This is a genomic window from Gemmiger formicilis, assembly GCF_900167555.1.
GTDB classification, from domain to species: domain Bacteria; phylum Bacillota; class Clostridia; order Oscillospirales; family Ruminococcaceae; genus Gemmiger; species Gemmiger formicilis.
In genome coordinates this window covers 1-25,851 of the sequence record NZ_FUYF01000010.1, presented here as the reverse complement: position 1 = coordinate 25,851, position 25,851 = coordinate 1, and the positions used below count along the sequence as shown (strand labels likewise).

Here is a 25,851-nt window from a genome sequence, read left to right as displayed (position 1 = left end):
TACTTTTATTCTACCATAAAATCTGGTATAATACCGTTGTTGTTTTAAAAATACAACGATATTTTTTATTGTATGAGGGAAAAAGATCCATGAAAATGACCAAAATGACCGCCCTGCTGCTGGCCGCCGCCATGGCGCTGACCGCCTGCGGCAGCACCGCCGCCGTAAGCAGCGAGGCCGCCGCCTCCGCCGCCGCTGCACCCGAGGTCACCGCCAGCCCCGAGGAGGCTGCCGTTGCACCCGCTGCCGCCGAGACCGCCGTCACCTACCCGCTGACCGTCACCGACCAGTTGGGCCGCGAGGTCACCATCGAGACCGAGCCCAAGACGCTGGCCAGCGGCTACTACATCTCCACCAGCCTGCTCATTGCCCTCGGCGTGCAGGACGAGCTGGTCGGCGTCGAGGCCAAGGCCGACAAGCGCACGATCTACAACCTCTCCGCACCCGAACTGCAGAGCCTGCCCAGCATCGGCACCGCCAAGGAGTTTGATCTTGAGGGCTGCGCCGCGCTGACCCCCGACCTTGTCATCGTGCCCGCCAAGCTGAAGGATTCCATCCCCCAGATGGAGGAGCTGGGCCTGACCGTGCTGGCCGTCAAGCCGGAGGATCAGGACAAGTTGTACGGCGCCATCGACCTGCTGGCTCAGGCCACCAACACCGTTGCCCGCGGTGAGGCTCTGAAGTCCGCGATTGAGGACAACCTGCTCAGCCTGCACGAGGCCATCGGCGATGCCGAGGCCCCCACCGTCTACATGGCCGGCAACAGCTCTGTGCTGCAGACCGCCGGCCCCGCCATGTACCAGAACTATATGATCGAGAACGCCGGCGGTCTCAACGCCGCCGCCAGTGTTGAGGACACCTACTGGGCCGAGGTCTCCTATGAGCAGGTGCTGGACTGGGATCCCGACTACATCATTCTGGCGTCCGATGCCGACTATGATGTCGATTCCGTCCTGAACGATGCCGCACTGGCCGACTGCACCGCCGTCAGGGAGGGCCATGTCTACCAGCTGCCCCACGCCATCGAGGCTGTGGACTCCCCCGTGCCCGGCAGCTTCCTGGGCAGCGTCTATCTGGGCAGCGTGCTGCATCCCGAGCAGGTGAGTGAGCAGTTCTACCATGACTGCGCCGATACATTCTACACGACCTACTACGGCTTCACCCCTGCCTCCTATGAATAACCGCAAGCGCACGGCGCTGTGCCTTCTTGGCGCAGCGCTCTGCGTTTTTATGGCCTTTGGTGCGGCCCTTGCGCTGGGCCGCTACCCCATAACACCGGCGGCGCTGCTGGCCGGCGATGCCATGGCGGTGCGCACCTTCACCGTGCTGCGGCTGCCCCGCGCCGTTATGGCGCTGATCGGCGGCTTTGGACTGGGGGTGGCCGGCTTTGTCTACCAGACCGTATTCCGCAACCCGCTGGCAAGCCCCGACATCATCGGCGTCTCCTCGGGGGCCAGTGTCGGCGCGGCGTTCGCCATCCTGTTCGTTTCGTCAGGGGCGCTGTCCACCACGGTCTGTGCCTTTGCGGGCGGGCTGGCGGCGGTGTTCCTCTCGCTGGGGCTGGCCGCTGCCGCGCCGGGGCGCAGCAAAATGTCGCTGGTGCTGGCGGGCATCGCCGTCCACGCGCTGGCCCAGACGCTGCTGATGCTGCTCAAGCTGACCGCCGACCCCGAGAAGGAGCTGGCCAGCATCGAGTACTGGATCATGGGCAGTCTGGCCGCCGTGACCCGCAGCCGGGTGTGGTTCCCGGTGCCGGTTGTGCTGGTCTGCTGCGCAGCGATCTTTGCGCTGCACCGGCAGGCGCTGCTGCTCTCGATTGAGGAGGGCGAGGCCCGGCTGCTCGGCGTGCGGGTGGGTGCGATGCGCCTGCTGCTGCTGACGCTTGCCACCATGACGGTTGCCGCCGTTGTCAGCGTGACAGGGCTTATCAGCTTTGTCGGGCTGCTGGCCCCCCACAGCGCCCGGTTGCTGGCGGGGCACAACCGGCGCTCGGCCTGCCTGCTGAGCGGGCTGCTGGGCAGCGCCCTGCTGCTGGCCGCCGACACGCTGGCCAAGACGGCAGCCTCCACCGAGCTGCCGGTCAGCATCTTTACCTCGCTGCTGGGCGTGCCGTTTCTGCTTTATCTGATCCTGTGGCCGGGGAGGGATGCGTCATGATGCCACAAACCACGCCCCCGCCCGTGGGGCTTTGCGTGCAGGACCTCACCGTACGGTACGGCACAGCAGCCGTGCTGCAAGGGGTCAGCTTTTCTGTCCCGGTGTCAGGGCAGCTGATCGGGCTGCTGGGGGTAAACGGCAGCGGCAAGACCACGCTGCTCAAGGCGGCTGCCGGGCTGCTGCCCCACACCGGGCAGTGCCTTCTGGACGGCGTCCCGCTGGAGAGTCTGTCCACCCGCAGGCTTGCGCAGACCGTCAGCTATATCCCGCAGCAGAGCGGCATCTCGGTCTCGCTCTCGGCGCGGGAGGTCGTGCTTATGGGCTTCAACCCGCGGCTGGGGGTCCTGCAAAGCCCCACCGCCGCCATGCGCGCCGCTGCGGACGAGGCCCTGCGCACCGTAGGTCTGGCCGACAAGGCCGGGCAGGACTACCTGACGCTGAGCGGCGGCGAGAAGCAGCTCTGTATTCTGGCGCGCACGATTGCCGAGGATGCGCCGCTGCTTTTGCTGGACGAACCGGACAGTGCGCTTGACCTTGCGAACCGCAGCCGGATGACCGCGCTGCTGGCGCAGCTGGTCCACACCGGCGGCAAGACCGCGCTGGTCTGCCTGCACGACCCCGCGCTGGCGCTGGACAGCTGTGATATACTGGTGGTATTGCAGGGCGGCGGGGTCGCGGCGGTGCTGCACCCCAGAACCGACCCGCCTGCCGTGCTGCAGGCAGCCCTTGCCGCCGTGTACGGTCCGCTGGAGCTGCTGCCCGTTACCGACTGCCGGGGCCGACGCCGTCTGGCCCTGCTGCCGCTGTGAGGTGATACCATGAAACCTGCTTTGCGCGTGATGCTCTGCGATGACGCAGGCGAGCGCTTTTTTGGCGAGGGGCCCTGCCGCCTGCTCCATCTGATCGAGGAGACCGGCTCGCTGCGCAGCGCAGCGGCGCAGATGGGGCTTTCCTACTCCAAGGCGCTGCGGCTTGTGCAGCACGCCGAAAAAGAACTGGGCTTTGCCCTGACCTGCAAGACCATCGGCGGGCGGGGCGGCGGCGGCAGCACCCTGACCGCCGAGGCCCGCCAATTTTTAGAAAGGTATGAGGCCTACCGTGATGCCTGTGTACAGACCAGCCGCGAGCTCTATTCTGCGTTCTTTCCGGGCCAGCGGTAAGCGCCACTTGCTGCTGACCGGCGGGCGCGGCAGCGGCAAAACAACGCTGCTGCGCGCACTTATGCCATCCCTCTGCCCCGATGCCCCGATGCTTCTCACCGCTGCCGTCCCGGGCAGATGGGTCGAGATGCGCGATGCAGCCGCCGGGGCAGCGGCGGTCATCGGGCGGTTTGATGCCGCCCTGCCCCCCGGTGAAAACCGGATGCGCCCCGTGCCGGCCGGCTTTGCCGCCGTGGGGCTGCCCGCCCTGCAGCGGATGGCGGCGGCCGGCGGCTGGGCCGTGCTGGACGAGCTTGGCTATCTGGAGAGCGGCTGCGCGGATTTTCAACAAAGCGTGCTGGATATGTTGAAAGTCTGCCGCGTTCTCGCAGTCGTCCGCAAGCAGGACACCCCGTTCCTGCGCGCGCTCTGCGCCGACCCGGACGCCTTTGTGTACGATCTGGACTGCCCTGTGCCGCCGCTGGGCTGCATCGTCATGGCCTCGGGGCTGGGGCGGCGGTTCGGCGGCAACAAGCTGATGGCCGAGCTGAACGGTCGGCCGCTGGCTGCCCATGCGCTGGCGCTGGCCGCCGCGCCGGTGTTTGCCGGGCGCATTGCCGTGACCCGCACGGCCGAGGTCGAGGCCCTCTGCCGTGCAGGGGGCTTCCCCGTGCTGCGCCATGCCGAGCCACGCCGCAGCGATACGGTGCGCCTTGGCCTGACCGCGCTGCTGGCGCAGCAGCCCGACCTGCAGGGGTGTGTGTTTCTGCCGGGGGACCAGCCCTGCCTGACCCGCCAGACGCTGGAGGCGCTGGCGATTGGTGCCGCGCCGGACACGATCCGGCGGCCGGCCGCACCCGACGGCACACCGGGCAGCCCTGTGCTGTTCGGTCGGGATTATTTTGCTGCCCTCCTTCACCTGCCGGAGGGTAGCGGCGGCAGCGCCGTGCTGCGCGCCCACCCGCAGGCGATCCGCCTGCTGCCCACCCCCGCCGCCGAGCTGCGGGACATCGACACCCGCAGCGACCTTGAGGCGCTGCGCGGGGGCAAGGGGTAATGCCGTATTTTTGATTTATAGCTATTGAACACGCTCGCAATGATAAAGGTCTTACAAGAGAGGACCTTGCAGAGCGCATACGAAAAAGCGAACGCTATGTTGTTGCTATCGAACGAGGTGAACGAACCCCCAGCTTAAAAACCTGCTAGATTTATCTGCAAACAGCGCCCGAACAGTTGAAAGTCAGAACCGTTCGGGCGTTAATGCATTGTGCGGGCGCTATCACCACCTGTATGGCACACCGCAGGAACTGCAAGCCGTTCTGGACGAATATATCAATTTCTACAACAGCCAACGCCCGCATAGAAAACTAAACATGAAAACGCCGAACCAATATGAATCGGCGTTCTATTCTGGCTGCTTATAAAAAGAAAAGTTCCCACCTTCAAACCGGAGTTACCGGGTTCAACAGTGGGAACCTATTCAGAAAACACCAACACCCCCAACGGGCTTTAGCTGCCCGTTGGGGGTGTTTACTCAGGTGGTTTTGGGGGTCGTTTTCAGGCAGAGCACCACTGCCAGCAAGCCGCTTAAAAGGCGGCCTGCCATCATCGGCAGGGCGTGTGCGGGGCTGAATTGCAGGGTAAATGCCAGAAAATCGCCGACGCTGTAAGCCGCTACTACGGCATAGGCCGTGTTCAGTGTGATGCCGCGTTCCTCCAGCGTATCAAGACTCAGCAATGTGGGGATGCAGTTGGCGGAGGTCACGACCAGACCGGTGATGGAGGCGGGCTCCAGCTGCAGCCGTGCGGCCAGCTTGGCCAGCGGTGCGGTCAACAGACGCTGTACAAAGGCGAAAAACGGCAGGATCCCGGCAAGAAACGCGCCGATACTGCATATAACCGGGTAGATTTCCGCCAAGGGGGTCAGCCCCTCCAGCAGCACAATACCGGTCGTTTCCTGCAGGACAGAGATGCAAAAGCCGAACAGGGTCAGACCGCGTACCGCCAGAGAGATGCCGTTGAAGATCGGGCCGATCGCGCTGCTGCCGGATTTGAAAAGCAGCAGCAACAGGACCGCTACTGCCAGAACAGGCCAGGTGTTGTGCAGCAGAACCGACAGGGGAATGCCGCACAGCGCCCCGGTAAGCAGGCAGCCCACCGGCAGGACCAGAAAGCCGAGAAACAATCCGCGAACGGCGGCGGCTCGTTTGGAGCCTGTCAGCCGACCCAGCGCCAGTGGGATCGTACCGTTGATCGTGGCACCGAGAAAGGCCGCCACGATCAAACCGTTGTACAGCCCGGCAGCCGGTTCCTGTGCGATTTGTGCGGCCAGCACGGCGCCGCCTGCATCGCAGCTTAAAAACAGTGAGGCAAACAGAGAAGGGTCACACCCCAAGGCGGAAAACACCGGCGTGATAACAGGCGCCAGATGGGTCCCAAGCCAGGGTGCCAGTGCCATAAAACCGGTCATGAGCAGCAGCAGATCCACCACGGCGGCAAAACCCTGCCGGAAAGCATTGCCCAACCCCAGCCGATCACCCAGCAATGTGTCCGCAGCACCCAGACAGAAAAAGGCGGCAGATATCCACGCCATCGCTCTTACCCGCGGCCCGGCGTGTCTTCACTGAAGGGGCTGTTGACATAGTTGGCACTCTTGGAGGAAACAAACTTCTCCATCGCGCGCTGCAGCGGATGCTTGTTCCAGCGGTCCAGATCATCCGTCAGGCGGCAGGCCGTCATCTGGAAGAAGGGCAGCCAGCACAGCGGGGTGATTTCCTCCGGCACATCCATAGGCACATACATAACATTGTGCTCGTCTTTGTAATCGGCGCAGCGCGTCAGCAGGAAGGCGTTATCCGTCACGATTTTGGTACCCTCAAAAATGCGGTGGATGCGCTCCGTGCCTTCGCCGCCGTCAATCAGAAATACGCTGTAGCGGGGGGTCATCTGGATGTTGGGGCCGTGGATGTACTCCTCGACCTCATAGGCAGCGGTGGGGATGCTGACGGTCTCGCCGAATTTCAGTGCGCCCTCGCTTGCGGTGCCGAGGTTGGCACCCACGCCGCAGACATAGGCGTTGGTCATGCCGGACAGCTGACGGTAGTGCTCTTTAATAAAGGAAGGGGTCTGTGCCTGTACGGCGGCGTTGATGTCGGCGGCTTTCAGCAGCTGCTGCTTGACAGCCTCGCCCTCGGCAGCGGTCTTGATGCCCAGACGGACAGAAGCCTCCACGGCAAACAGCATAAAGAAAAGTGCCAGCGTGGTGACACCGCGGGTGACATACGCGACTGTTTCGCGCCCGACACCGTAGTTGGCGACAACATCGCACACCTTGCCCAGATCGCTGTTGACATCGCCGGTCAGGCCGATGCAGCGGCGGCCCTTTGCCTCAATGACCTTGATGGCGTCCAGGGCGTTCAGGCTGTAGCCGCTTTGGCTGACGACAACGACCATATCGGTCTCGCCGAAATCATTCTCGCTGGATACAAAATTAAAGGGGGTAACGATCTTGACCTCGCACTTCAGGTGGCGGCGGATAAACTGCCGTGCGCAGAGCGAACCGTTGGAGGAAGAACCGCACGCAACGATCCAGATGTTCTTGTAGCCGCCGCTTACATACTCATCCACAAGGGGCTTTGTCAGCGCAGCGCTGTCGGCGACATTGTTGCGGATAAACTCCGGGCAGTCGGCAATGTAGTCCAGCATAGTCTTTTTGTGTTCCATAAAGCAGTCTCCTTCACATTTTGTCTAAATTTTTAACGTTCACTTTGTGTAAAACGTTAAAATCTTCGGGAAGTCCCCGAACTCTATTGACATTATACCACAACTTTGGTATATTGTCATTACAATAACACAAAGATTTTAGAAAAAATTTCTAAAAATTTAAGAAAAAATCTAAAAATCTTTGCAGCATCTTACAAGGAGGAAAAACTTATGCCTGACATTTTGATGACAAGAATCGACAATCGCTTAGTACACGGGCAGGTCGGTGTGGCGTGGACCACCGCTTTACCGGGTGTCAACCTTATTGTTGTGGCGGATGATCTGGCCGCTGCCGACCCGCTGCAGCAAAGCCTGATGACCGCCACCGCGAAAAGCTCCGGCTGCGGCATCCGATTCTTTACGCTGGACAAGACCATTGCAGTCATTCACAAGGCATCCGCCAGCCAGCACATCTTCCTGGTCGTGCGCAACCCGCAGAGCGCCCGCAAGCTGGTGGAGGGCGGCGTTCCCATTGATAAGCTGTGCATCGGCAATATGCATGTCGGCCCCGGCAAGGAAGTGACCGGCGATGTGCACGTTTATATGGACGAGAAGGATAAGGACGACCTTCGCGCCATCCGTGCCAAGGGTGTGGATGTCTACATCCAGATCGCACCCGGCGACCACAAGCTGGACTTTGAAAAGTAACCCAAGGTTCCGGCTCTGCAGGCGGTCTGCAGAGCAAAAAATATATTTTATAAAGAGGAGAGAAAATCTATGCAAATCACACTCGTGCAAGGTTTGCTGATTGCGCTGCTCGTTTTTATCTGCGCGATTGACAAACACATGGAAACCTTTATGTGGTTCCGCCCGCTGGTCGTAGCGTTTTTCACGGGCATCATCCTCGGTGATGTACGCCTCGGCATGCAGGCAGGTGCCGTTGCGGAGCTTTCCTACCTGGGTCTGCTGACCGTTGGCGGCACCGTGCCGCCGGATCCCCTGTTTGCCGGTCTGATGACCACCGTGCTGGCGTACACCACCGGCTGCGATGTCAACACGGCGCTGGGTCTTGCCGTTCCGTTCGCACTGATCGGTCAGTGGATCAACACCGGCACCAACACCTTCTACGCCGGCTTCCTGCCGAAGGTTGACAAATGCGCTGCCGCCGGTGACGAAAAAGGCATTGCCAAAGTAATGTATACCGGCTGGATCCTGTATGCCGCCATGTTTGCCCTTGCCGCGTTCCTGTCCACCTACGCATTGCAGAGCGGTATTTCCGCTTTTGTGGCAGCCTTCCCGGAATGGCTTGTCCACGGCTTTGAAGTTGCCGGTGGTCTGATGCCGGCTGTCGGCCTTGCCCTGCTGCTGGTCGTTATGCTCAAGAAGGAAAACGCAGCCTATCTGCTTGCCGGTTTTGTCATTATGGTCATTACCAACTGCCAGAACATCCTGCCCATTGCTGTTATTGCGGGTTGCATCGCCTATGTCAATTTCACCCGCGATATGGAGACTGCCAAGCTGACGGCTGCATCCGCTGCAACTGCCGCCCAGGAAGGAGATTTTGAAGATGGCATCTAACAAAATTACCAAAAAAGACCTCAACGAAATGGCCGTCCGTTCTATGGCGGAACAGTGCTGCTTCAGCTTTGAGCGTATGCAGGCCGTAGGCTTCTGCTACGGCATGACCAAGTGCTTCCGCAAGATCCACGGCGACAACAACGAGGAAATGGCCGCCGCGCTGAAAAACAACCTCGACTTCATCAATACCGAGCCGCACATGGCTGCTATCCTGCAGGGTCTGATCGTCTCCATGGAGGAGGCCGGTCAGGATCGCACAATGATCCACAGCCTGAAAACCGGTCTGTTCGGACCTCTGGCAGGTTTGGGCGACGCCATCTGGTGGTACACCGCCATGCCCATCATTGCCTCCATCTGCTGCTCTCTGGCAACGCAGAACAATGTTCTGGGCCCCATCTTCTACATTCTGTTCTGGGCACTGACCGCTATCTTCAGCCGCATCTGGTTCGTGCGTCTGGGCTATAATGCCGGTGTCAACTCCATCAAGTTCATCGGCGATAACGCCGCTTATATCAGCAAGGCTGCCGGTATTCTGGGCGTTATGGTCGTTGGCGGATTGATCCCCAGCTATGTATCCTTTGCTTTCCCCGAAACGCTTGTCATCTCCAGTGTTTCCGTGCAGGGCATCTTTGACTCCATCATGCCCAACATTCTGCCGCTGGGCTTTGTGTTCCTGCTCTACTGGCTGTTCAAGAAGAAAAATGTCAACACCATGAAGCTGATCCTGTTGGTCATTGCTTTGTCGGTTGCACTGTCCTTCCTGGGCATCATGTAAGTTTTACTGCGGCGGCTCGCGCCGGTTCAGCATTCCCCCGCGAGCCGCATTTTTTACAGACCATATTGTCATAACAAAATTACAAATGGAGGCTATTGTACTCATGAGCATGGTAAATTTTGACGAAAATCAGATCATTGCCAACGGCGCCAAGATCTACGACCAGCGCGCCAAGATCGAGGCAATCGCGGATTCGATTGTGGATAACGGGTTTGACCTGCTGCTGTTCACCAGCAGCGGCGGTTCTCAGGCGATGCTGGATCCGTTCGCCTTCTATATCCGCCACATGTCCCGCCTGCCGGTCGAAAATGTCCTGTCCGCCAACCTGATGACCGGTGACTGCAACCGCATCACCGATAAGACCGTGGCGTTCCTGACCTCGAAGTCCGGCGATACCGCCGAGACCGTAAAGGCAGCCAACTGGCTGAAAGAGCAGGGCGTGCGCCTGTTTGCCGCCGTCGGCAAGGAGAACTCCACGCTGGAATCCATCTGCGATGACACCATCGTCTACGGCGAGGGCCGCCCGCAGGAGCTGGTGTTCTATCTCCTGATCGGTCGCATCCTGTACCGCAGCGGAAACTTTGATGCCTATCCCCGCTTTGCGGATGAGCTGAAGAACCTTGCCTTTGCGCTGGCACAGGTACGCAAGCAGGCAGATGCCAAGTGCTTGAAATATGCGCAGGATTACTGCAAGGAGCCGTATAACATCTGGATCGGCAGCGGCGATCTGTGGCCCACTGCCTACAGTTACAGCATGTGCGTGCTGGAGGAAAGCCAGTGGATCCGCACCAAGAGCGTTTCCAGCCCGGAATTCTTCCACGGCACACTGGAGCTGCTGGAGGACGATGTCTGCACCACGCTGCTGCTGACCGAGGGACCCACCCGTGCACAGGACGAGCGCGTAAAGGCGTTTGCCGCCCGCCATACCAAAAAGCTGACCTGCTTTGACACGAAGGAGTATGCACTGCCCGGCATCAGCGATGAGTTCCGCCCGCTGCTCAGCCCCGTTGTCATGGCGGCTGTTCTGCAGCGCATCAGCAAGAACATTGAGGTCATCACGGATCATTCTCTGGATATCCGCCGCTATTACAGAAAAGAGAGCTATTGAGTATGAAACTGATTGCATTAGGGGATAACGTAATAGACTATTACCACAATACACAGGAGTGCTTCCCCGGCGGCAATGCGGTAAACGTTGCAGTTCATGCTGCGCGGCTGGGGGCACAGGCCGAGTATCTCGGCTCCCTCGGCGATGACAAGATGGCACATATTGTGGAGAAAGCACTCCGGGAAAACGGCGTGGACATCAGCCATTGCCCCGTTTTGCAAGGGCGTACCACCAAGGTGTGCAGCTATGATGTGGTCAACGGGGAGCGCAGCTTTATCGAGGTCATCACCGGGGAAAGCTGGACCGGCCCGCTGCAGATCGGTGCGCAGGAGCTGGACGAGCTGAAAACCGCCGATCTGATCGTCAGCAGCTGCAACGCCAAAATGCCCGAACAGATGGCGGCTGTGCAGGCGCTGCCCGCTGTGTTCGCCTATGACTTCGGCGAAAAGGAAAAGTACCGCACCGATGCCTACTATGACGAGGTTTGCCACGGTATAGATCTGGCGATGCTTTCCTGCAAGCCGATGGACAAGGCTGCTTTTGCGGAATTGTGCGCGCCGCTGCATCGTCGCGGCGTGGTGCATGTGCTGGCTACAATGGGCGCAGCCGGGCAAATGTTGTCCGTACAAGGGAAAATTGTGGAAAAGACTACCCAAATGGTAGAGGCAAGTGATACAATGGGGGCAGGAGATTCTTTCCTTGCTGCATTCCTCTGCTCGCTGTATACTGCGGGGTGGCAAAAAGCAAAGCCCATGCCGGAGCAGGCGCTTCTGGCAGCACTGGCTGCCGGGCAGCAGGTCTCGGCACGCAACTGTATGGCACAGGGCGGCTTTGGCTGTAAAGCGGAAATCTCCCGGGACAGCATTGAATAACAAAAAGGAGATTTCCTATTATGATCGAACTGAACGGAATACAGCTTGACAAAATCAGCGCAGTCCCTCTGTACGAGCAGCTGCGTAAGGCATTGCTGGAGGCTATCACCAGCGGGAAACTGTCGGCAGGGACAAAATTGCCGACGGAGGAGGAGCTGTGCGCCCAGTTCGGCATTTCACGCCCCGTTGCGCGGCAGGCTTATAATATGCTGATCGAAGAAGGCTTTGTGGAACGCATGCGGGGCCGCGGTACTTTTGTGCGCAGCCCCGATACCCGCGGCCGCTTCCTGAACAAGCAGCTGAGCTTTGCCGCCGAGATGGGGGTTTTGAACCTGGAACACCGTACCGAGGTGTTGCGTGCAGAGTGGGTAAGTTATACCCCGGAACTGTTTGCACGGCTCAAGCTCGAACGTGGGGACCGCTGCTATCATCTTGTGCGTATGCGCTATGTCAGCGGAAAGCCCTTTGTTCTCGTGGAAAACTATGTGCCGGAATCTGTGTTTCCCGGTATTGATGCCTACGACTTTGCCCAGCGCTCGCTGTACGATGTCTTTGAAACCGTTTACCACGAGAGGATCATCAAATCGCGCCGTGTGCTGATGGCGCAGACCGCCAATGTCGAGTTTGCCAACCTGTTCGGCGTACACCGCGGTTCCCCCGTGCTGTATGTCGAAAACGTGGTCATGGACCAAAACGACCGTCCGATCGACCTCAGTAAAGAGTATCTGGACGGCGTTACCCAGAAATTTGAATTTGAAGTTGTCAACCAATAAGCCGGGTCTGTGCGCCCGGTCTTGCTAAAGGAGTATAGTTTGCTATGGTAGGTGTAGTTGTGACCGGGCATGGCGGCTTTGCCGCCGGTATGGCTGCCAATGTAAAAATGCTGGCAGGCAGTGATGCGGAAGTAAAGGCCGTGGATTTTGCCGACGGCATGGATGTGGAAGTGTTTGAAAAGCAGCTGGCAGAGGCAATCGACAGCTATGCAGACTGCGAGGCTGTTCTGGTGCTGGCAGACATTGCCGGCGGTACGCCGTACAACCGCGCAGCGGGGCTTTCCATGACCCGCCCCAGGGTGCGTGTGATCTCCGGGCTGAACAGCAGTATGCTGATGGATCTGTGTATGCGCAACATCACCGGTGACGAATGCCCCGATGTGGATGCACTGGCCGCCGACATTATGCAGACCGGGCACGAGAACATCGGCAAGTTTGTGCTGGAGGTTCCCGCCCAGCCGCAGGAGGACGAGGACGGTATCTGAAGGGAGAAACGCCATGAAGCCGATCAAGGCAGTCATCTTTGATATGGACGGCGTGCTGATCGACAGTGAACCGGTCTACCTGCACCATCAGTATACGCACCTGAAATCGCTCTACCCGTGGATCACCCTGGAAAGCATGTACCCGTTGGTGGGCATTTCCGGGCAGGAATATATGCCCTTTATGGCAAAACTCTGCCGCCGCACCGACGATGCCGCGTTCCGGCAGGAAATGGACGCCATGAACGCCGGCTGCCAGGTGTATTACCCGGACATTCTGCGCAAGGAGGTTCGCCCGCTGCTGCATGAATTAAAGCAGATGGGACTGCAGGTAGCCCTTGCAAGCAGCAGCAGCCGGGAATGTATTGAGCAGGTCCTGACACAGTGCAAAATCCGGGAGTTGTTTGACTGTATCGTCAGCGGTCACGAATTTACCCACAGCAAGCCGGATCCTGAAATTTACCGTTTCACCATGGACAAGCTGAAACGCAGGCCGGAGGAGTGTCTGATTGTGGAGGACTCCACCTACGGTGTGCAGGCAGGTACGGCGGCGGGCGGCGTTGTGGCTGCCCTGCGGGACGAAAGATTCCCGTTTGACCAGCGGGCGGCGCAGCTGCATATCGACAGCCTTGCCGAGCTGCCTGCGCTGGCGGCGTGCGGCGGAAAAAGGATACGCGCAGCCTTCTTTGATGTGGACGGTACCCTGATTACCGTGGGCGGGCATCGGATGCCGCCCGGTGTAGCCCCGGCACTGCAGGCTTTACAGCGCAGCGGTGTGCAGGTGTTTCTGTGTACCGGCCGCCATGCGCTGGAAATCGAGGAAGAGAATATGCTGCCCGGGATCACGGTTGACGGTGCTGTTTATATGAACGGTCAGCTCTGCGAGCTGCAGGGGCAGATCGTGCGGGAAACGCCCATTCCTGCCGGGGATCTGTCGGCATTGAAGCAGTTTTTACAAAAAAAGAACTGCAGCTGCATTTTTCTTGAAAAAGACAGGATGTACGCCAACTGTGTGGATTCCCGTATGGAGACAGAGCAGGCAAAAATCGGCACCGCCGTGCCAGCTGTGCGTGACATCTCCGATTTGGAAAACCGCCGCATATATCAGGTCATCCCCTTCGTGAACGAGGAGGAGGAAGAAGAACTGCTGCGGCAGATGCCCCATTGCCGGACAAAGCGCTGGGGAGATGCCGTGGTGGATCTGATGAGCCGATCCGGCGGCAAGGAAAACGGTATCCGTGCCCTGTGTGCGGCAATCGGTATCACCACGGAGGAAACCATTGCCTTTGGAGATGCCGACAACGATTTGGAAATGCTGCAGCTGGCCGGTATCGGTGTGGCTATGGGCAATGCCCTGCCGCAGGTGCGCGCCTGTGCCGATATGGTCACAGACACCGTGGAAAATGATGGCATCGCCCATGCACTTCAAAAATTAAAACTGATTGGATAAATCATAAAACGAGGAGCGCTTTCCCGCATGAAAGGCTCCTCGTTTTCCAAAAGGGGCAGTGTTCTATGATGAAAGAAAAAACGCAGACCCTGGTAACAGATCAGCTGTATAACTTGGTTGCGGGGTTTCTGTACGCCCTGAGCATCTGTTATTTTGCCAAGGGCGCGGACTTTGCGCCCGGCGGGCTGTCGGGTCTTGCCTTGCTGGGCAACTATCTGTGGGGGTTCCCCATCGGCATCACAACGCTGGTGCTGAATGTGCCCCTGGTTCTGCTTGGTTTCCGCTTTGTGGGACGCGCCTTTCTGGGAAAAACCGTCATCAGTATGCTGTGGTGTACCTTTTTTCAGGATGTTGTCTTTGCAGACCAGCCCGGCTACGGCGGCGATCCGTTGCTGGCGGCCCTGTTTGCGGGTATCACATGGGGCGGCGCGTTGGCGCTTTTGTATATGCGGGGATCGTCCAGCGGCGGCACCGATTTCTTGACGATGTCGATCAAAGTGCTGCGCCCGCATCTGTCGGTCGGTGTTGTGACCGGTGCGATAGACCTTGTGGTCATCCTGTTAGGTTGGCCTGTGTTTGGCTCTGTCGATGCCGTTTTGTACGGTCTTGTCACAACGGCGGTTACCTCGCTGGTTATCGACAAAATTATGTACGGCAGCAATGCCGGCAAAATGCTGACGATCATCACTACCAAGGGGCAGGAAATTGCGGACGAAATTTCCCGCCAATGTGAGCGCGGCTCAACGATGGTCAAAGCGGTGGGCACATACACCGGTACGGAACGGCAGATGCTGCTCTGCGTCTGTGCCAGACCGCAGGTGTACCGCATCCGGATGGCTGCCTACCGCATAGACCCCGGCTGCATGGTCATGGTGACGGAAACCGGCGAGGTTTACGGCGAGGGCTTCGTTGACCCCGGCAAGACAGCATCGTTTTTGTAAAGGCTGCTGCCGCACACGAAAAGAAAGACTAACTATTAAAAGTCAAGCCCCAAAACAAAATTTTCGAGAGAAATTTTAAGGTGGTGAAAATTGGTATAGCAAACAAGAGCATCCGTTGTCGGATACTCGCTCCGTATAAAATCGCACGCTTAATAATCAGCTAAGAAGGCTTTCCCAGAACGCTGCATAGCAAAAATAAGCCTTACCAGCTTTTTAGCAGCATGAGAGATGGCAACATTGTAATGCTTTCCCTCAGAACGCTTCTTTTCAAGATAGGCCGAGAATGTAGGACACCAAAGGCAAACATATTTGGCGGCATTGAAAAGAGCATATCGCAAATATCTGGAGCCACGCTTTTCCATGTGAGCATAACAGTTTTGCAGTTGCCCTGACTGATATGTAGATGGAGAGAGTCCAGCATAAGCCAGCAGCTTGTCTGCGCTTGCAAAGTTGGAAAAATCTCCAACTTCAGCAAGAATCATTGCACCCATATGTCGGCCAATACCGGGGATTGTAAAGATGGGAGAATCCATCTGAGATGTAATCTTGTCAATTGCGGATTCTACCTCAGAAATTTCTTTGTCCAGCTCGCGGATGAGAGCAATCGTGTGTTTCAACTCCATAGACTTAGCAGGCATTTTCGAGCCAATGGAGACCCCTGCGGCTACTTGGATTTCCGCGGTTTTAGACTTGGTATAACGACCTTTAGAGGCGGTGCAAAGAGTCTCAGCGAGTTCTTCAGTATTGGCGTTTGCGATATAGCTTGCACCCGGATAGTTGCTCAACAGTGCGTATACAACAGCGATGTGCAGGCTTGAGACCAGCTTTTCGAGCTCCGGAAACAGAATATTCACTAACCGCGCAACGGAGCTTTTCAGCTTGGCGCGCTCTTTTACCTTATCAAATCTGTATCTGGTTAGTGACTTTAGCTCTTCATTGTGGTATGCTGTATTTGAGTAGGACTTGAGGTCCACATCAGACATGAGCATCATTGCAATGGTACGCGCGTCTATCCGATCTGTTTTGGTTCTTCGCAGGCTGAGACTTTTCCGGTAGAGGTTCGTGTGCAGAGGGTTAATGACATAGGTTGCCAGGCCGCTGTCTAAAAGAAACCCCAGCAGATTGTAGCTGTAATGTTCTGTGGCTTCAAGCCCTACTTTTATTTTGCTTTCACCTTGGGAACAGCTTTGGATTCTTGAAAGAAGCGTCTCAAAACCGATGCGGTTATTGGCAATGGTAAATACATCTGCCAAGACCGTTCCTTCCGAGTTGAGGATAAAGCAATCGTGCTTGTCCTTTGCAACATCGATACCAACAAAAATCATTTCTTTTTACCTCCGGCGTTTTATTTTACAGTGCTGCTTAGAGCCACACCTCTTTGCTATGTAACCTCGTTCTATATAAACCGTCTGGCGGTATCTAACTGATTAACACTAAAAACAAAGAGCCGCGGTTGGAGCCTTTCCGAAACCGTCTTGCGGTAGGAGGTTTAAACCAATCCACAGCACCTTGTCTATTGTAGCATTTTGTCCTTGGAGAGGGACTCTAATAACTACTACTTTATAATACGAGGAAGGTTTTGTTATGAATCCTATTACGCCTGCCGAATTGGCAGCTTACTTTGACCATACCCAGCTGCGCGCCTATGCGCAGCGCGGGGATTTTGAAAAGCTCTGCGCAGAGGCTCGCGAGTACGGCTTTGCCATGGTGGCGATCAACCCGGCTCCCGTTTCCCTGTGCAAGGATCTGCTGGCGGGAACATCGGTCCATGTGGGCGCGGCGGTTGGTTTCCCCTTGGGGCAGAACACGCCCAAGGTCAAGAAATACGAAACCGTAGATGCGATCGCCAATGGCGCGGATGAGATCGATTATGTTATCAATATTACGCAGCTGAAAGAGAAGAACTACGATTTCATTGAGCATGAGATGGCCGGCATTGTAGAAGAATGTCGCGGTGCAGGGGTGATCTCGAAGGTGATTTTTGAGAACTGCTACCTGACCGAGGAGGAAAAGCGCGCACTGTGTTCCATCGCGCGGGAGGTCCGCCCGGATTTCATAAAGACGTCCACGGGCTTTGGCACCGGCGGCGCAACCTTTGAAGATGTGGCGCTGATGAAAAAATGCGTCGGCGACGAGGTAAAGATCAAGGCGGCCGGCGGCATCCGCACTTTGGATACCGCTTTGCGCATGATCGAGCTGGGCGTATCCCGCATCGGCTCCACAGCCAGCGTAAGCATTGTAGAAGAACTGAAACACAGGTTATAAAAAGCGCCGGGGATGCCCGGAACGGTCTGAACTGCAGAAAGCCAATAAGCACCACTAAGTTTAACTTGGTAGTGCTTATTGTTTTATTGACTTCCTTTTTTTGTTTTATAACATTCTGTAATATAATCCAGCAACGCCATATTTTTCAGGCGATAATTAAAGCACCGATAGTTCGCGCAAAAGCTGGTGCAAGAGCATGAGCGCTTTTGCGAACACGCTGGGCGGCGCGCTTATTTTCGGCATAGCGGATGACGGGCAGATCGTTGGGCTGACCGAACCCGACAGCGACGCCGAGAAAATCAGCGAGATCATCAAGACGCGCATGGAGCCTATCCAATAGTACGATATACCGTGAAACCGCGCGCCGTCCGGCGCGATTTTATGCGCTGCGCGCAGCCAGCGGTGCGGCGCGGTCACTGCGCCCGCAGGCGCGTTTCGGAGCGCAACCGCCGCACAGCGGCGGCTCTTAGCGCGGAGATAGACACGCGCCCTACATTTCTACCCGAAAAAGGGCTTTTTCGACAAACTGAAGCGGGCGAACATTTCTGTTCGCCCGCTTTTTACGGTCTATAAAACTTTTTTAGCCTTTCACACTGCCCAATGCAACGCCCCGGACAATGTACTTGGAGAGCAGCAGATAGACGATCATAACGGGCAGAATTGCAATGGTGATCATCATATACACCTTACCCATATCGAACTTCAAAAAGTCCGCGCTGCGCAGCTGTGCAACCAGTATGGGCACCGTCTTCCACTTGGCATCGTTGATGATCAGCGCCGGGATAAAGTAGTTGTTCCACGCGCCCACAAAGCTGAATATCGCCTGCACCGCCATGGCGGGCTTCAGGATAGGCAGAATGACCGTGTTAAAGGTATGGAACTCCCCCGAGCCGTCAATGCGCGCCGCGTCAATGATGTCGCGCGGCAGGCTCGAATCCATGTACTGCTTCATGAAGAAGAACACTGTCGGTGCGGCGATGCTCGGCAGAATCAGCGGCCAGAGGGTGTTGGTCAGCTTCATCGAGTCCATCAGGTTCAAAAAGCCGAGCGCCGAAACCTGTGTGGGCATCGTCATGATGAGCAGAATGACGGTAAAGGCCAGCTTGCGCAGCTTGAAGTCATACGCATAGATGGCGTAGGCCGTCAGTGCGCTGAAATAGACCGACAGCGCCGCACAGGCAGCCGACACGATCAGGCTGTTGCGCAGACCGGTCAGGATCGGTACATTGGCATCATGGGTGGTGTTGAAGAAGTTAACGCCAAAGCTGCCGCGGGGCAGCGGGTCAAACCCCTGCTGGATGGTAAAGTTGTTGTGCGTGGCGTTGACGATCAGCACATAGAAGAAGAACAGGCAGATAAAGCAGAGGACAAACAGCACGATATAGGCCACTGCACGCTGCAGGGTCAGCATAGGGTCGTGAATTTTGCTTGCCTTTGCGGTAGTGGTGGCTGCAGTTTTGGTCTCGTTCGGCATACCGTTCACGCTCCTTCCTTAGTGATGCTTAGCGGCCGCTTTGGCTGCCTTGATGCGGGCTTTCTCAGCCTTGCGCTGCTCACGGGTCAGGCCGTCATCCTCCTGCGTGAGGGTAAAGTAGATGATGACGCAAAGCACCGCGCAAAGCAGGAACATCAGCACCGAGATAGCGCCGGCTGTGCCGTAGTTTTTGCTGTACAGGTGCTGGTTCAGGTACATGATAATGGTGTTGGTCGAGCCGTTCGGGTCGCCCTTGCCGTTGGTCAAAACCTGCGGCACATCAAACATCTGCAGGCCGCCGATGAGGCTGGTGATCAGCGTGTAGACGAGCAGCGGGCGGATCAGCGGGATCGTGATGCGCCAGAACATTGTGGTCGAGGATGCACCGTCCAGCTGGGCGGCCTCATACAGACCGGGGTCCACACCCATGATGGCAGCCATCAGAATGATGGTCGTATTGCCGAACCACATCAGGAAGTTCATCAGCCCAACCAGACCGCGCGCTGTCCAGACATTGGAAAGCCAGCGCACCGGCTCGGCCACAATGCCGAGCTTGAGCAGGATCGAGTTGATCGGCCCTGTCTCCGCGTTTGAAAACAGGGTAAAGAACAGCATGGCGAACGCCGATGCCATGATAAGGTTGGGCATATAAATGACGGTCTTGAAGAAGCCCTGAAACCGCAGCTTCAACCGAAGATCGGTAAACCACGCCGCCAGCACCAACGATACAATAATCTGCGGGATAAAGCCCATCAGCCACATGATCATGGTATTGCTGAAATACTTCGGCACCTCTTTGATCATGGCGGCATAGTTTTTCAGCCCCACAAAGTTGGGGCCGATGATCTTTAAGCCGCTGCGGAAATACTCAAAGAAGGAATAGTAGATGGTCGTTGCCAGCGGCCAGAACTGGAAGATGAAAAAGGTAATAAAGAACGGCGCCAGAAATATATAGCCCCATTTGGCGTAGCTCATGCCCTTTCTCTTTGTTTTCATAGGTCTCGCCCTCCTTAGCTGTGTGGGCATTGCCCTGCTGGGGGCAGAGCCTTTCAAAATCTGATAAAAACAAAACCAGGGGCGGGCGTCTCTCCCCGCCCCTGGCATGGCGTTTGCGGTTCAGTTCGTTTTGTTCAAGGTAATACCGCATAATTCTAAGTGCCGATACGGCGAGCGAGGTGCCGCAGCCGCCGGAGCGGTGCTTAAGCCGTCAGGCGGGAATTGTGCGGTGTTGCCTTAAGGTCACACAGGTATTTATGCGGGCCATTCGACGCTGCTCAGCTCAGGATACTTGACCTTGATCTGATCCTCAAAGTTCTTCTTCGCGGTCTCAAGGTCAACCGTACCGTCAAAGTAATCCTTGAAGCAGCTCTGGAAGGTCTCGTTGCAGCCCTGATCATACGGACCGGCGTTGGACATATCAATGGTAGGTGCAACCTCTGCAAAGAGGGCAATGTGGTTCTGGCCGCCAAGGAATGCGGAGCCGAAGTTCGGGTCAGCTGCGATGGAATCCATAGCGCTCTTGCAGTTGGTGTAGTCCTGCGTATCCTCGGTGATCTTGGTCATGATGTCGGCATCACAGGTCAGGGAGTACATGACATCCTTGATCGTGGGGATGTTGTCGGTGCCGGCTGCTGCGCAGATCCAGGTGCCGCCCCAGTAATAAGGCTGAGGACCCTGACAGACTGCGTAATCGCCGAAGATACCGTTGCCGACTTCCTGCTTGCCTCCCTCAGACTCAGGCGTGGCAAGAGAGTTGCCCAGCAGGGTGAAGTTGATGCCCCAAGTGGAGTAGAAGAAGCCAAAAACCTTGCCGGCAGGGCCCTGATCGGCGGCCCACTGGTCGCTCCACAGGCTGGTCTTGTTGTTGTAGCCGTTATCGGTGTAGGTCTTGGTCTGATCGACCCAGTTCATAATGTTGGGGTCGACCTTGACGGTTGTGCCGTCCACCCAACCGGCGGACACATTGTTGGAGAAGGTGCGGTAGGAATCATCATAACCGGAGAGCATCTTGTAGCCCTTGGTAGCGGCCTTCTCAGCCACATCGTTGAACTTATCCCAATCGCTCAGTGCGGCCTGGACCTCAGTCGGATCATCAGTGCCCAGCACATCCTCGGCGATGGAGCGGCGGTAGGCAAACAGGCCCGGGGTCGCCTGCCATGTGGTGCCCTTCTGTACGCCATCCACGGTAACGATGTCCTTGGTGTACTGGTACTGATCCTTGAGATCATCATCGGTCAGGCCGACATCCTTCTTGACATCCAGCGTATATTCGGAATCCACATATTTCAGCGCGTAGTCTGCCTCGATCAGGAAGATGTCGATCTTGTCATCGGCAGCGGCGCTGTCCTGCTTGAGCAGGGCCTCGTCCAGCTTGTTCTGGTAGTTATTGTTATCATTGGGGTTGATGGTCCACTTTACGGTGACACCGTTATCCAGCGTTGTGGTGGACTTGTCGGCGGCGATCGCCTTGACACCGGGGTAATAGTCGTTGAAGCGGGACTGGAATTCATCGTTCCAGCACCAGATGTTCAGGACCTTGCCCTCCTCTGCGGCTGCATCGGCAGCGGGCTCTGCGGCCGTGCTGCTGGCTTCGGTAGAGGTCGAATCAGCGGCGGGGGCTGCGGACGAGCTTGCGGTGCCTCCGCCGCAGCCTGCCAGCAAGGTGGCTGCCATTGCAGTGGCGGTCAATAAACTCATTGCCTTTTTCATAATGTGTTTTCCTCCTTTTTAATAAAAAGAACTCATGTATGAATCAGATATTGTGACCCGCATCCTTGCGGGTTTGAACCTATAGATTGGGGACATCAACGGACTGCCCTTTCAGCAAACTGCCGGAGACCAGCTTCTGTTCCGGCAAGGCCGTGCGCGGGGATTCGATCTGCTCGATAAGCAGCTCTGCCGCGGCGCGGCCCAGCGCTTCGGTGTCCTGCCGGTAGGTGGTCAGCTGCGGGGACATGATCTGCGAGATCAGGTTGCCGTCATAGCCGGCCACCGAAATATCCCGCGGAATCAGAAGTCCTTCCTGCCGGATTGTCTGGATGCCGCCGATGGCGGAGAAGTCATCCGGGAAGAGGATTGCCGTGGGGCGCTGCGGCAATGCCAGCAGCTGACGGGTCGCAGCGGCGCAGCTTTTCGCATCTCGGTAGGTGCTCGGCACGATGTAGGCGTCCGGCACCGTGATCCCATGGGCGGCGCAGGCACGGTAGAAACCGACCAGGCGCTTCTGGGTGACTGCGCTGTGATTCTCACCGTGGATATAAGCGATTCGCTCATGCCCCAGCGCGGCAAGCTGATCCACTAACTTGTGGACACCATCGGTGTTATCGGAAAGTACGGCAGCCCGGTTGTTAAAGACATGGTCAACTGTGACGATCGGCAGGTTGCTGTAAGCCAGCTCAATAACCTCCGGGTCATCGAACTTGATGCAGGCAGCAATCACGCCGTCAACGCCGCGGTAGCGGCAGTGCTCTAAGTAACTGGAGTGTCCGTGGCCAATGTTGTGGTTGATAAAGGTGATATCATAGCCTCTGCCCTCGGCGTGGCGTTTGAAGCTGTCCAGAACAGCCGCGAAGAATTCATGCGTCAGACCGCTTTGCGCCTCGTCCACGAAAAGGACGCCCAGATTATAGGTACGGTTCGTTTTTAAGGCCCGCGCTGCGGAGTTTGGCATGTAGCCGATCTGCCTTGCCGCCTCGCGTACCTTTTCTTTGGTAGCCTGACTGATATCGTTGTGACCGTTCAGCGCCTTGCTCACGGTAGCCACCGAGACCCCGCATGCCTTTGCGATGTCTTTGATGGATGCCATGATATCGCCTCCTTGCATCTTCCTTAATCGTTTTCGCATCTTCACTATACAACATGTCAACCATAAAATCAATGCCTTTCTGTCATTTTTTGTGCATTTCGATTCGATTTGGCGATTTGCAAAAAGCCAAAACACCTGTTTTGGTAATTTCGTTTGGAGTTTCGCTGAAAAAGGGACATAATTTGCGCCCCGGCTTGCCGTTTTTACACTTTTCGGCCCGGTGATGCAGACCCAAATTTGCTCTTTATGGTGCCACAAACGGAAAACACTCTTATATAAAATAGGTGGCATTCGATTTTCGTGCCAATTTTCGGTTTTCAAAATTGTGAAACCTGCCAAATCATCGTTAAATTCAGCCGCAGCCCTTGCAATTATCCGAAAAACGCGGTATTGTAAGGGTAATAACTTAATCGTTTTCGACTTGAACTCACGATTTTATCTGCTTTCCATAAGTAAGGAGAGGGTCTCTATGAAGTTCGGTCATTTTTCCGATACCGCACGCGAATATGTCATCACCACGCCGCGCACGCCACTGCCGTGGATCAACTATCTGGGCAGCGAGGCATTCTTCAGCCTTGTTTCCCACACGGCCGGTGGGTACAGCTTTTACAAGGATGCCAAGCTGCGGCGTATCACTCGCTACCGCTACAATAACGTACCTGCGGACTCTAACGGCCGGTATTACTATATTAAGGACGGCGATACCGTCTGGAATCCCGGCTGGCAGCCCACCCAGACCGAGCTGGACAGCTATGAGTGCCGCCACGGCCTCGGGTACAGCATCATTACCGGCAAAAAGAACAGTCTGACCGCGAAGCTGGAGCTGTTTGTGCCGGTAGGCGACAACTGCGAGATCGACCGTCTGGTGCTGACCAACGAGAGTGATGCACCGAAATCGTTTACTGTATTCAGCTATCTGGAGTTCTGCCTCTGGAATGCTGTGGACGATTCCACCAACTTCCAGCGCAATTTCTCTACCGGCGAAGTCGAGGTCGAGGGCAGCACCATCTACCACAAGACCGAGTACCGCGAGCGCCGCAACCATTACGCATTGTTCACCGTCAACACGCCCATTGACGGCTTTGACACGAGCCGGGACGCCTTTTTAGGCGCATGGCGCAGCAATGCGAATCCCGAGGTCGTGGAAAACGGCCGTTGCACCAACTCTGTTGCCCACGGCTGGGCACCCGTTGGCGTGCATCAAGTCAATGTCACCCTGCAGCCCGGCAAAAGCCGCAGCCTGATTTTTGTTTTGGGCTATATAGAAAACCCGGAGGACGAGAAGTGGGCCGCGCCCGGCGTCATCAATAAGACCCGCGCCCAGGCGATGGCTGCCCGCTATGCCACGGATGCGCAGGTCGATGCGGCACTTGCCAGGCTGCACGACCACTGGAACAACCTGCTGTCCACCTACTCGGTCAAGAGCAGCGATGAAAAGCTCGACCGCATGGTCAATACCTGGAACCAGTACCAGTGCATGGTCACCTTCAACATGAGCCGTTCTGCCAGCTATTATGAGAGCGGCACCGGCCGCGGCATGGGCTTCCGCGATTCCTGTCAGGATCTGCTCGGCTTTGTGCATCTGATCCCCGCCCGCGCGCGGGAGCGCATTCTGGACATTGCCGCCACCCAGTTCCCCGACGGCAGCGCCTACCACCAGTACCAGCCGCTGACGAAAAAGGGTAACATGGACATCGGCTCCGGCTTCAACGATGACCCGCTGTGGCTGATTGCTGCCGTGTACGCCTATCTGGGCGAGACGGGCGACTACTCGATTCTGGACGAACCGGTGGACTTTGACAACGACCACAGTCTTGCACAGCCGCTTCTTGAGCATCTGCGCCGCAGCTTTGGCTATCTGCGCACCCACAAGGGGCCGCACGGTCTGCCGCTGATTGGCCGTGCTGACTGGAACGACTGCCTGAACCTGAACTGCTTCAGCAAGGAGCCGGGCGAAAGCTTCCAGACCACCGGCCCGAGCGAGGGTCCTGTAGCCGAGAGCGTGTTCATCGCCGGTATGTATGTCAAGTACGGCAACCAGTTTGCCGAAATTCTTGACAGCACCGGCCACACCGACGAAGCTGCCGCCGTGCGCGCCGAGGTTGCAGAGATGGAACATACCGTACTGACTGCCGGTTGGGACGGCAAGTGGTTCCGCCGCGCCTACGATGCCTTTGGCCATGTGATCGGCGGTGAGGAATGCGAGGAAGGCAAGATCTTCATCGAGCCGCAGGGCATGTGCGTCATGGCGGGTATTGGTGTGGACACCGGTGAGGCCGTGACCGCTTTGCAGAGCGTGAAAGACAAGCTCGACACAAAGTACGGCATTGTGCTGCTGCAGCCCGCCTACACGAAGTACCATCTCGAACTAGGCGAAATTTCCAGCTATCCCCCGGGATACAAGGAGAACGCAGGCATCTTCTGCCACAACAACCCATGGGTCAGCTGTGCCGAGACTGTAGTCGGCCATGGTGACCGCGCGTTTGAGATCTACAAAAAGACCTGTCCGGCATACATTGAGGACATCAGTGAGATTCACCGCACCGAGCCGTATGTCTACAGCCAGATGGTGGCTGGCCGCGACGCCGCCACCTTTGGCGAAGCAAAAAACAGCTGGCTGACCGGCACGGCGGCCTGGACCTTTGTGGATGTGAGCCAGTATATCCTGGGCATCCAGCCCACGCTGGCCGGGCTGAAGATCGATCCCTGCATCCCGCACGAGATGGACGGCTTTACCCTGCGCCGTGTCTGGCGCGGGGCAACCTATGAAATCGTTGTGGAGAACCCTGACCATCTGGAAAAGGGCGTCAAAGCCATGACCGTGGACGGCAAGCCTGTAAGCGGTAACATCCTTTCCCCTGTTCCCGCCGGCTCAACCGTAGAGGTCAAGGTCGTCATGGGCTGACCGTCCGCCTTTTACCGCAAAGCAGCAGCCCGCAGTGGGCTGCTGCTTTTTCTGTACGGTCTTTATACACCGGCGTGCTGCTTCACGAACCAGAAAACTCCCTTATCCTGCTGCGCGCGCAGCAGAATAAGGGAGTATTTTTTGTGTGCAGCCTGTCAGGTATGGTTATTCCGCGAGCATTTCTCTGCATCGATCGCAAGCACGAGCATCAGCGCGCAGAGGGCATCTCTTAGGTCGGCAACCTCAATGGTGTATGTATCGGTCCAATTCCAAAGCTCCTTGGCGATATGCGCCACTGTACACCAATTTCAGGGCTCTGAAAAAGATGTGATCATGCAATTTTCGACAGTGAATCCTATCTGCCTGTTTACGAAAAGGATTTGCAGCAGGCAAACAAAAGCATTTACATTGCAAGCCCCGGCTTG

The 25,851-nt window shown here is 57.0% G+C and carries 25 protein-coding genes and 1 pseudogene; 19 read left to right on the top strand and 7 right to left on the bottom strand.

What is annotated here, in order from left to right:
* Positions 1-89 precede the first annotated feature (89 nt).
* From B5D32_RS09255 to B5D32_RS15755, 7 genes are read left to right on the top strand one after another with little or no spacing between them, the layout of a single operon-like run.
* Positions 90-1,181, top strand: a complete 1,092-nt coding sequence (locus B5D32_RS09255; RefSeq protein ID WP_078784777.1) for an ABC transporter substrate-binding protein — start codon at positions 90-92, stop codon at positions 1,179-1,181.
* Positions 1,174-2,157, top strand: coding sequence for a FecCD family ABC transporter permease (locus B5D32_RS09250; protein ID WP_078784776.1), 984 nt, complete (start codon positions 1,174-1,176; stop codon positions 2,155-2,157). The genes B5D32_RS09255 and B5D32_RS09250 overlap by 8 nt, the downstream gene beginning before the upstream one ends.
* Complete coding sequence (locus B5D32_RS09245; RefSeq protein ID WP_078784775.1) at positions 2,154-2,966, top strand: ABC transporter ATP-binding protein; 813 nt, start codon at positions 2,154-2,156, stop codon at positions 2,964-2,966. The genes B5D32_RS09250 and B5D32_RS09245 overlap by 4 nt, the downstream gene beginning before the upstream one ends.
* Before the next feature lie 9 nt (positions 2,967-2,975).
* Positions 2,976-3,317 carry a winged helix-turn-helix domain-containing protein gene (locus B5D32_RS09240; protein ID WP_078784774.1) on the top strand — a complete coding sequence of 114 codons (342 nt, stop codon included), beginning with the start codon at positions 2,976-2,978 and terminating at the stop codon, positions 3,315-3,317.
* Complete coding sequence (locus tag B5D32_RS15555) at positions 3,259-4,353, top strand: NTP transferase domain-containing protein (protein WP_242943430.1); 1,095 nt, start codon at positions 3,259-3,261, stop codon at positions 4,351-4,353. Before B5D32_RS09240 ends, B5D32_RS15555 begins: the two co-directional genes overlap by 59 nt.
* Before the next feature lie 17 nt (positions 4,354-4,370).
* The gene (locus tag B5D32_RS15760; protein ID WP_078784828.1) at positions 4,371-4,502 is read left to right on the top strand and encodes a helix-turn-helix transcriptional regulator; all 132 of its coding nucleotides are present in this window, start codon (positions 4,371-4,373) and stop codon (positions 4,500-4,502) included.
* Complete coding sequence (locus B5D32_RS15755) at positions 4,496-4,720, top strand: integrase core domain-containing protein (protein ID WP_078784773.1); 225 nt, start codon at positions 4,496-4,498, stop codon at positions 4,718-4,720. The genes B5D32_RS15760 and B5D32_RS15755 overlap by 7 nt, the downstream gene beginning before the upstream one ends.
* A 110-nt stretch (positions 4,721-4,830) precedes the next feature.
* On the opposite strand, the gene eutH is transcribed toward B5D32_RS15755, so the two are convergent.
* Both eutH and B5D32_RS09215 read right to left on the bottom strand, forming a co-directional pair.
* Positions 4,831-5,889 carry an ethanolamine utilization protein EutH gene (eutH, locus tag B5D32_RS09220; RefSeq protein WP_078784772.1) on the bottom strand — a complete coding sequence of 353 codons (1,059 nt, stop codon included), beginning with the start codon at positions 5,887-5,889 and terminating at the stop codon, positions 4,831-4,833.
* A 5-nt stretch (positions 5,890-5,894) separates the two neighbouring features.
* On the bottom strand, positions 5,895-7,019 hold the full coding sequence (locus B5D32_RS09215) for an SIS domain-containing protein (RefSeq protein ID WP_078784771.1): 1,125 nt from the start codon (positions 7,017-7,019) through the stop codon (positions 5,895-5,897).
* 210 nt (positions 7,020-7,229) lie between these two features.
* Here B5D32_RS09215 and agaB point away from each other — a divergent pair, with 210 nt between their 5' ends.
* From agaB to B5D32_RS09170, 9 genes are all read left to right on the top strand, one after another.
* Positions 7,230-7,706: a PTS galactosamine transporter subunit IIB gene (agaB, locus tag B5D32_RS09210; RefSeq protein WP_078784770.1), complete on the top strand. Its 477-nt coding sequence runs from the start codon at positions 7,230-7,232 to the stop codon at positions 7,704-7,706.
* Between the two features lie 69 nt (positions 7,707-7,775).
* The gene (locus tag B5D32_RS09205) at positions 7,776-8,576 is read left to right on the top strand and encodes a PTS mannose/fructose/sorbose/N-acetylgalactosamine transporter subunit IIC (protein ID WP_078784769.1); all 801 of its coding nucleotides are present in this window, start codon (positions 7,776-7,778) and stop codon (positions 8,574-8,576) included.
* Positions 8,566-9,351, top strand: a complete 786-nt coding sequence (locus B5D32_RS09200) for a PTS system mannose/fructose/sorbose family transporter subunit IID (protein ID WP_227594606.1) — start codon at positions 8,566-8,568, stop codon at positions 9,349-9,351. Before B5D32_RS09205 ends, B5D32_RS09200 begins: the two co-directional genes overlap by 11 nt.
* A 103-nt stretch (positions 9,352-9,454) precedes the next feature.
* The gene (locus B5D32_RS09195) at positions 9,455-10,459 is read left to right on the top strand and encodes an SIS domain-containing protein (RefSeq protein ID WP_242943429.1); all 1,005 of its coding nucleotides are present in this window, start codon (positions 9,455-9,457) and stop codon (positions 10,457-10,459) included.
* Positions 10,460-10,461: 2 nt separating this feature from the next.
* Positions 10,462-11,331: a PfkB family carbohydrate kinase gene (locus tag B5D32_RS09190; RefSeq protein WP_078784767.1), complete on the top strand. Its 870-nt coding sequence runs from the start codon at positions 10,462-10,464 to the stop codon at positions 11,329-11,331.
* 20 nt (positions 11,332-11,351) lie between these two features.
* Positions 11,352-12,104, top strand: a complete 753-nt coding sequence (locus B5D32_RS09185; protein ID WP_078784766.1) for a GntR family transcriptional regulator — start codon at positions 11,352-11,354, stop codon at positions 12,102-12,104.
* A gap of 44 nt (positions 12,105-12,148) precedes the next feature.
* On the top strand, positions 12,149-12,589 hold the full coding sequence (locus tag B5D32_RS09180) for a PTS sugar transporter subunit IIA (RefSeq protein ID WP_078784765.1): 441 nt from the start codon (positions 12,149-12,151) through the stop codon (positions 12,587-12,589).
* A 13-nt stretch (positions 12,590-12,602) separates the two neighbouring features.
* Positions 12,603-14,036 carry an HAD family hydrolase gene (locus B5D32_RS09175; RefSeq protein ID WP_143402726.1) on the top strand — a complete coding sequence of 478 codons (1,434 nt, stop codon included), beginning with the start codon at positions 12,603-12,605 and terminating at the stop codon, positions 14,034-14,036.
* A 65-nt stretch (positions 14,037-14,101) separates the two neighbouring features.
* Positions 14,102-14,977, top strand: a complete 876-nt coding sequence (locus B5D32_RS09170; RefSeq protein ID WP_309424224.1) for a YitT family protein — start codon at positions 14,102-14,104, stop codon at positions 14,975-14,977.
* A gap of 149 nt (positions 14,978-15,126) precedes the next feature.
* On the opposite strand, the gene B5D32_RS09165 is transcribed toward B5D32_RS09170, so the two are convergent.
* A complete protein-coding gene (locus B5D32_RS09165) occupies positions 15,127-16,302 on the bottom strand; it encodes an IS110 family RNA-guided transposase (RefSeq protein WP_078784763.1) in 1,176 nt (391 codons plus the stop codon).
* A 259-nt stretch (positions 16,303-16,561) separates the two neighbouring features.
* Here B5D32_RS09165 and deoC point away from each other — a divergent pair, with 259 nt between their 5' ends.
* Positions 16,562-17,242, top strand: coding sequence for a deoxyribose-phosphate aldolase (deoC, locus tag B5D32_RS09160; RefSeq protein ID WP_078784762.1), 681 nt, complete (start codon positions 16,562-16,564; stop codon positions 17,240-17,242).
* A gap of 184 nt (positions 17,243-17,426) precedes the next feature.
* Positions 17,427-17,582, top strand: a pseudogene (locus B5D32_RS09155) (AlbA family DNA-binding domain-containing protein); the annotation flags it as partial.
* Positions 17,583-17,822: 240 nt separating this feature from the next.
* Here the strand turns inward: B5D32_RS09155 and B5D32_RS09150 are convergent.
* The 4 genes from B5D32_RS09150 to B5D32_RS09135 all read right to left on the bottom strand — a co-directional run bounded on the left by B5D32_RS09150 (position 17,823) and on the right by B5D32_RS09135 (position 22,521).
* Entirely contained in the window at positions 17,823-18,653 is an 831-nt protein-coding gene (locus B5D32_RS09150; protein WP_242943432.1) for a carbohydrate ABC transporter permease, read from the bottom strand.
* 81 nt (positions 18,654-18,734) lie between these two features.
* Complete coding sequence (locus B5D32_RS09145) at positions 18,735-19,712, bottom strand: carbohydrate ABC transporter permease (protein ID WP_078784759.1); 978 nt, start codon at positions 19,710-19,712, stop codon at positions 18,735-18,737.
* A gap of 255 nt (positions 19,713-19,967) precedes the next feature.
* A complete protein-coding gene (locus tag B5D32_RS09140; protein WP_078784758.1) occupies positions 19,968-21,425 on the bottom strand; it encodes an ABC transporter substrate-binding protein in 1,458 nt (485 codons plus the stop codon).
* A gap of 79 nt (positions 21,426-21,504) precedes the next feature.
* Positions 21,505-22,521, bottom strand: coding sequence for a LacI family DNA-binding transcriptional regulator (locus tag B5D32_RS09135; RefSeq protein ID WP_078784757.1), 1,017 nt, complete (start codon positions 22,519-22,521; stop codon positions 21,505-21,507).
* A 469-nt stretch (positions 22,522-22,990) separates the two neighbouring features.
* On the opposite strand from B5D32_RS09135, the gene B5D32_RS09130 reads away from it, so the two are divergent.
* Entirely contained in the window at positions 22,991-25,426 is a 2,436-nt protein-coding gene (locus tag B5D32_RS09130; RefSeq protein WP_078784756.1) for a glycoside hydrolase family 94 protein, read from the top strand.
* Positions 25,427-25,851 lie beyond the last annotated feature (425 nt).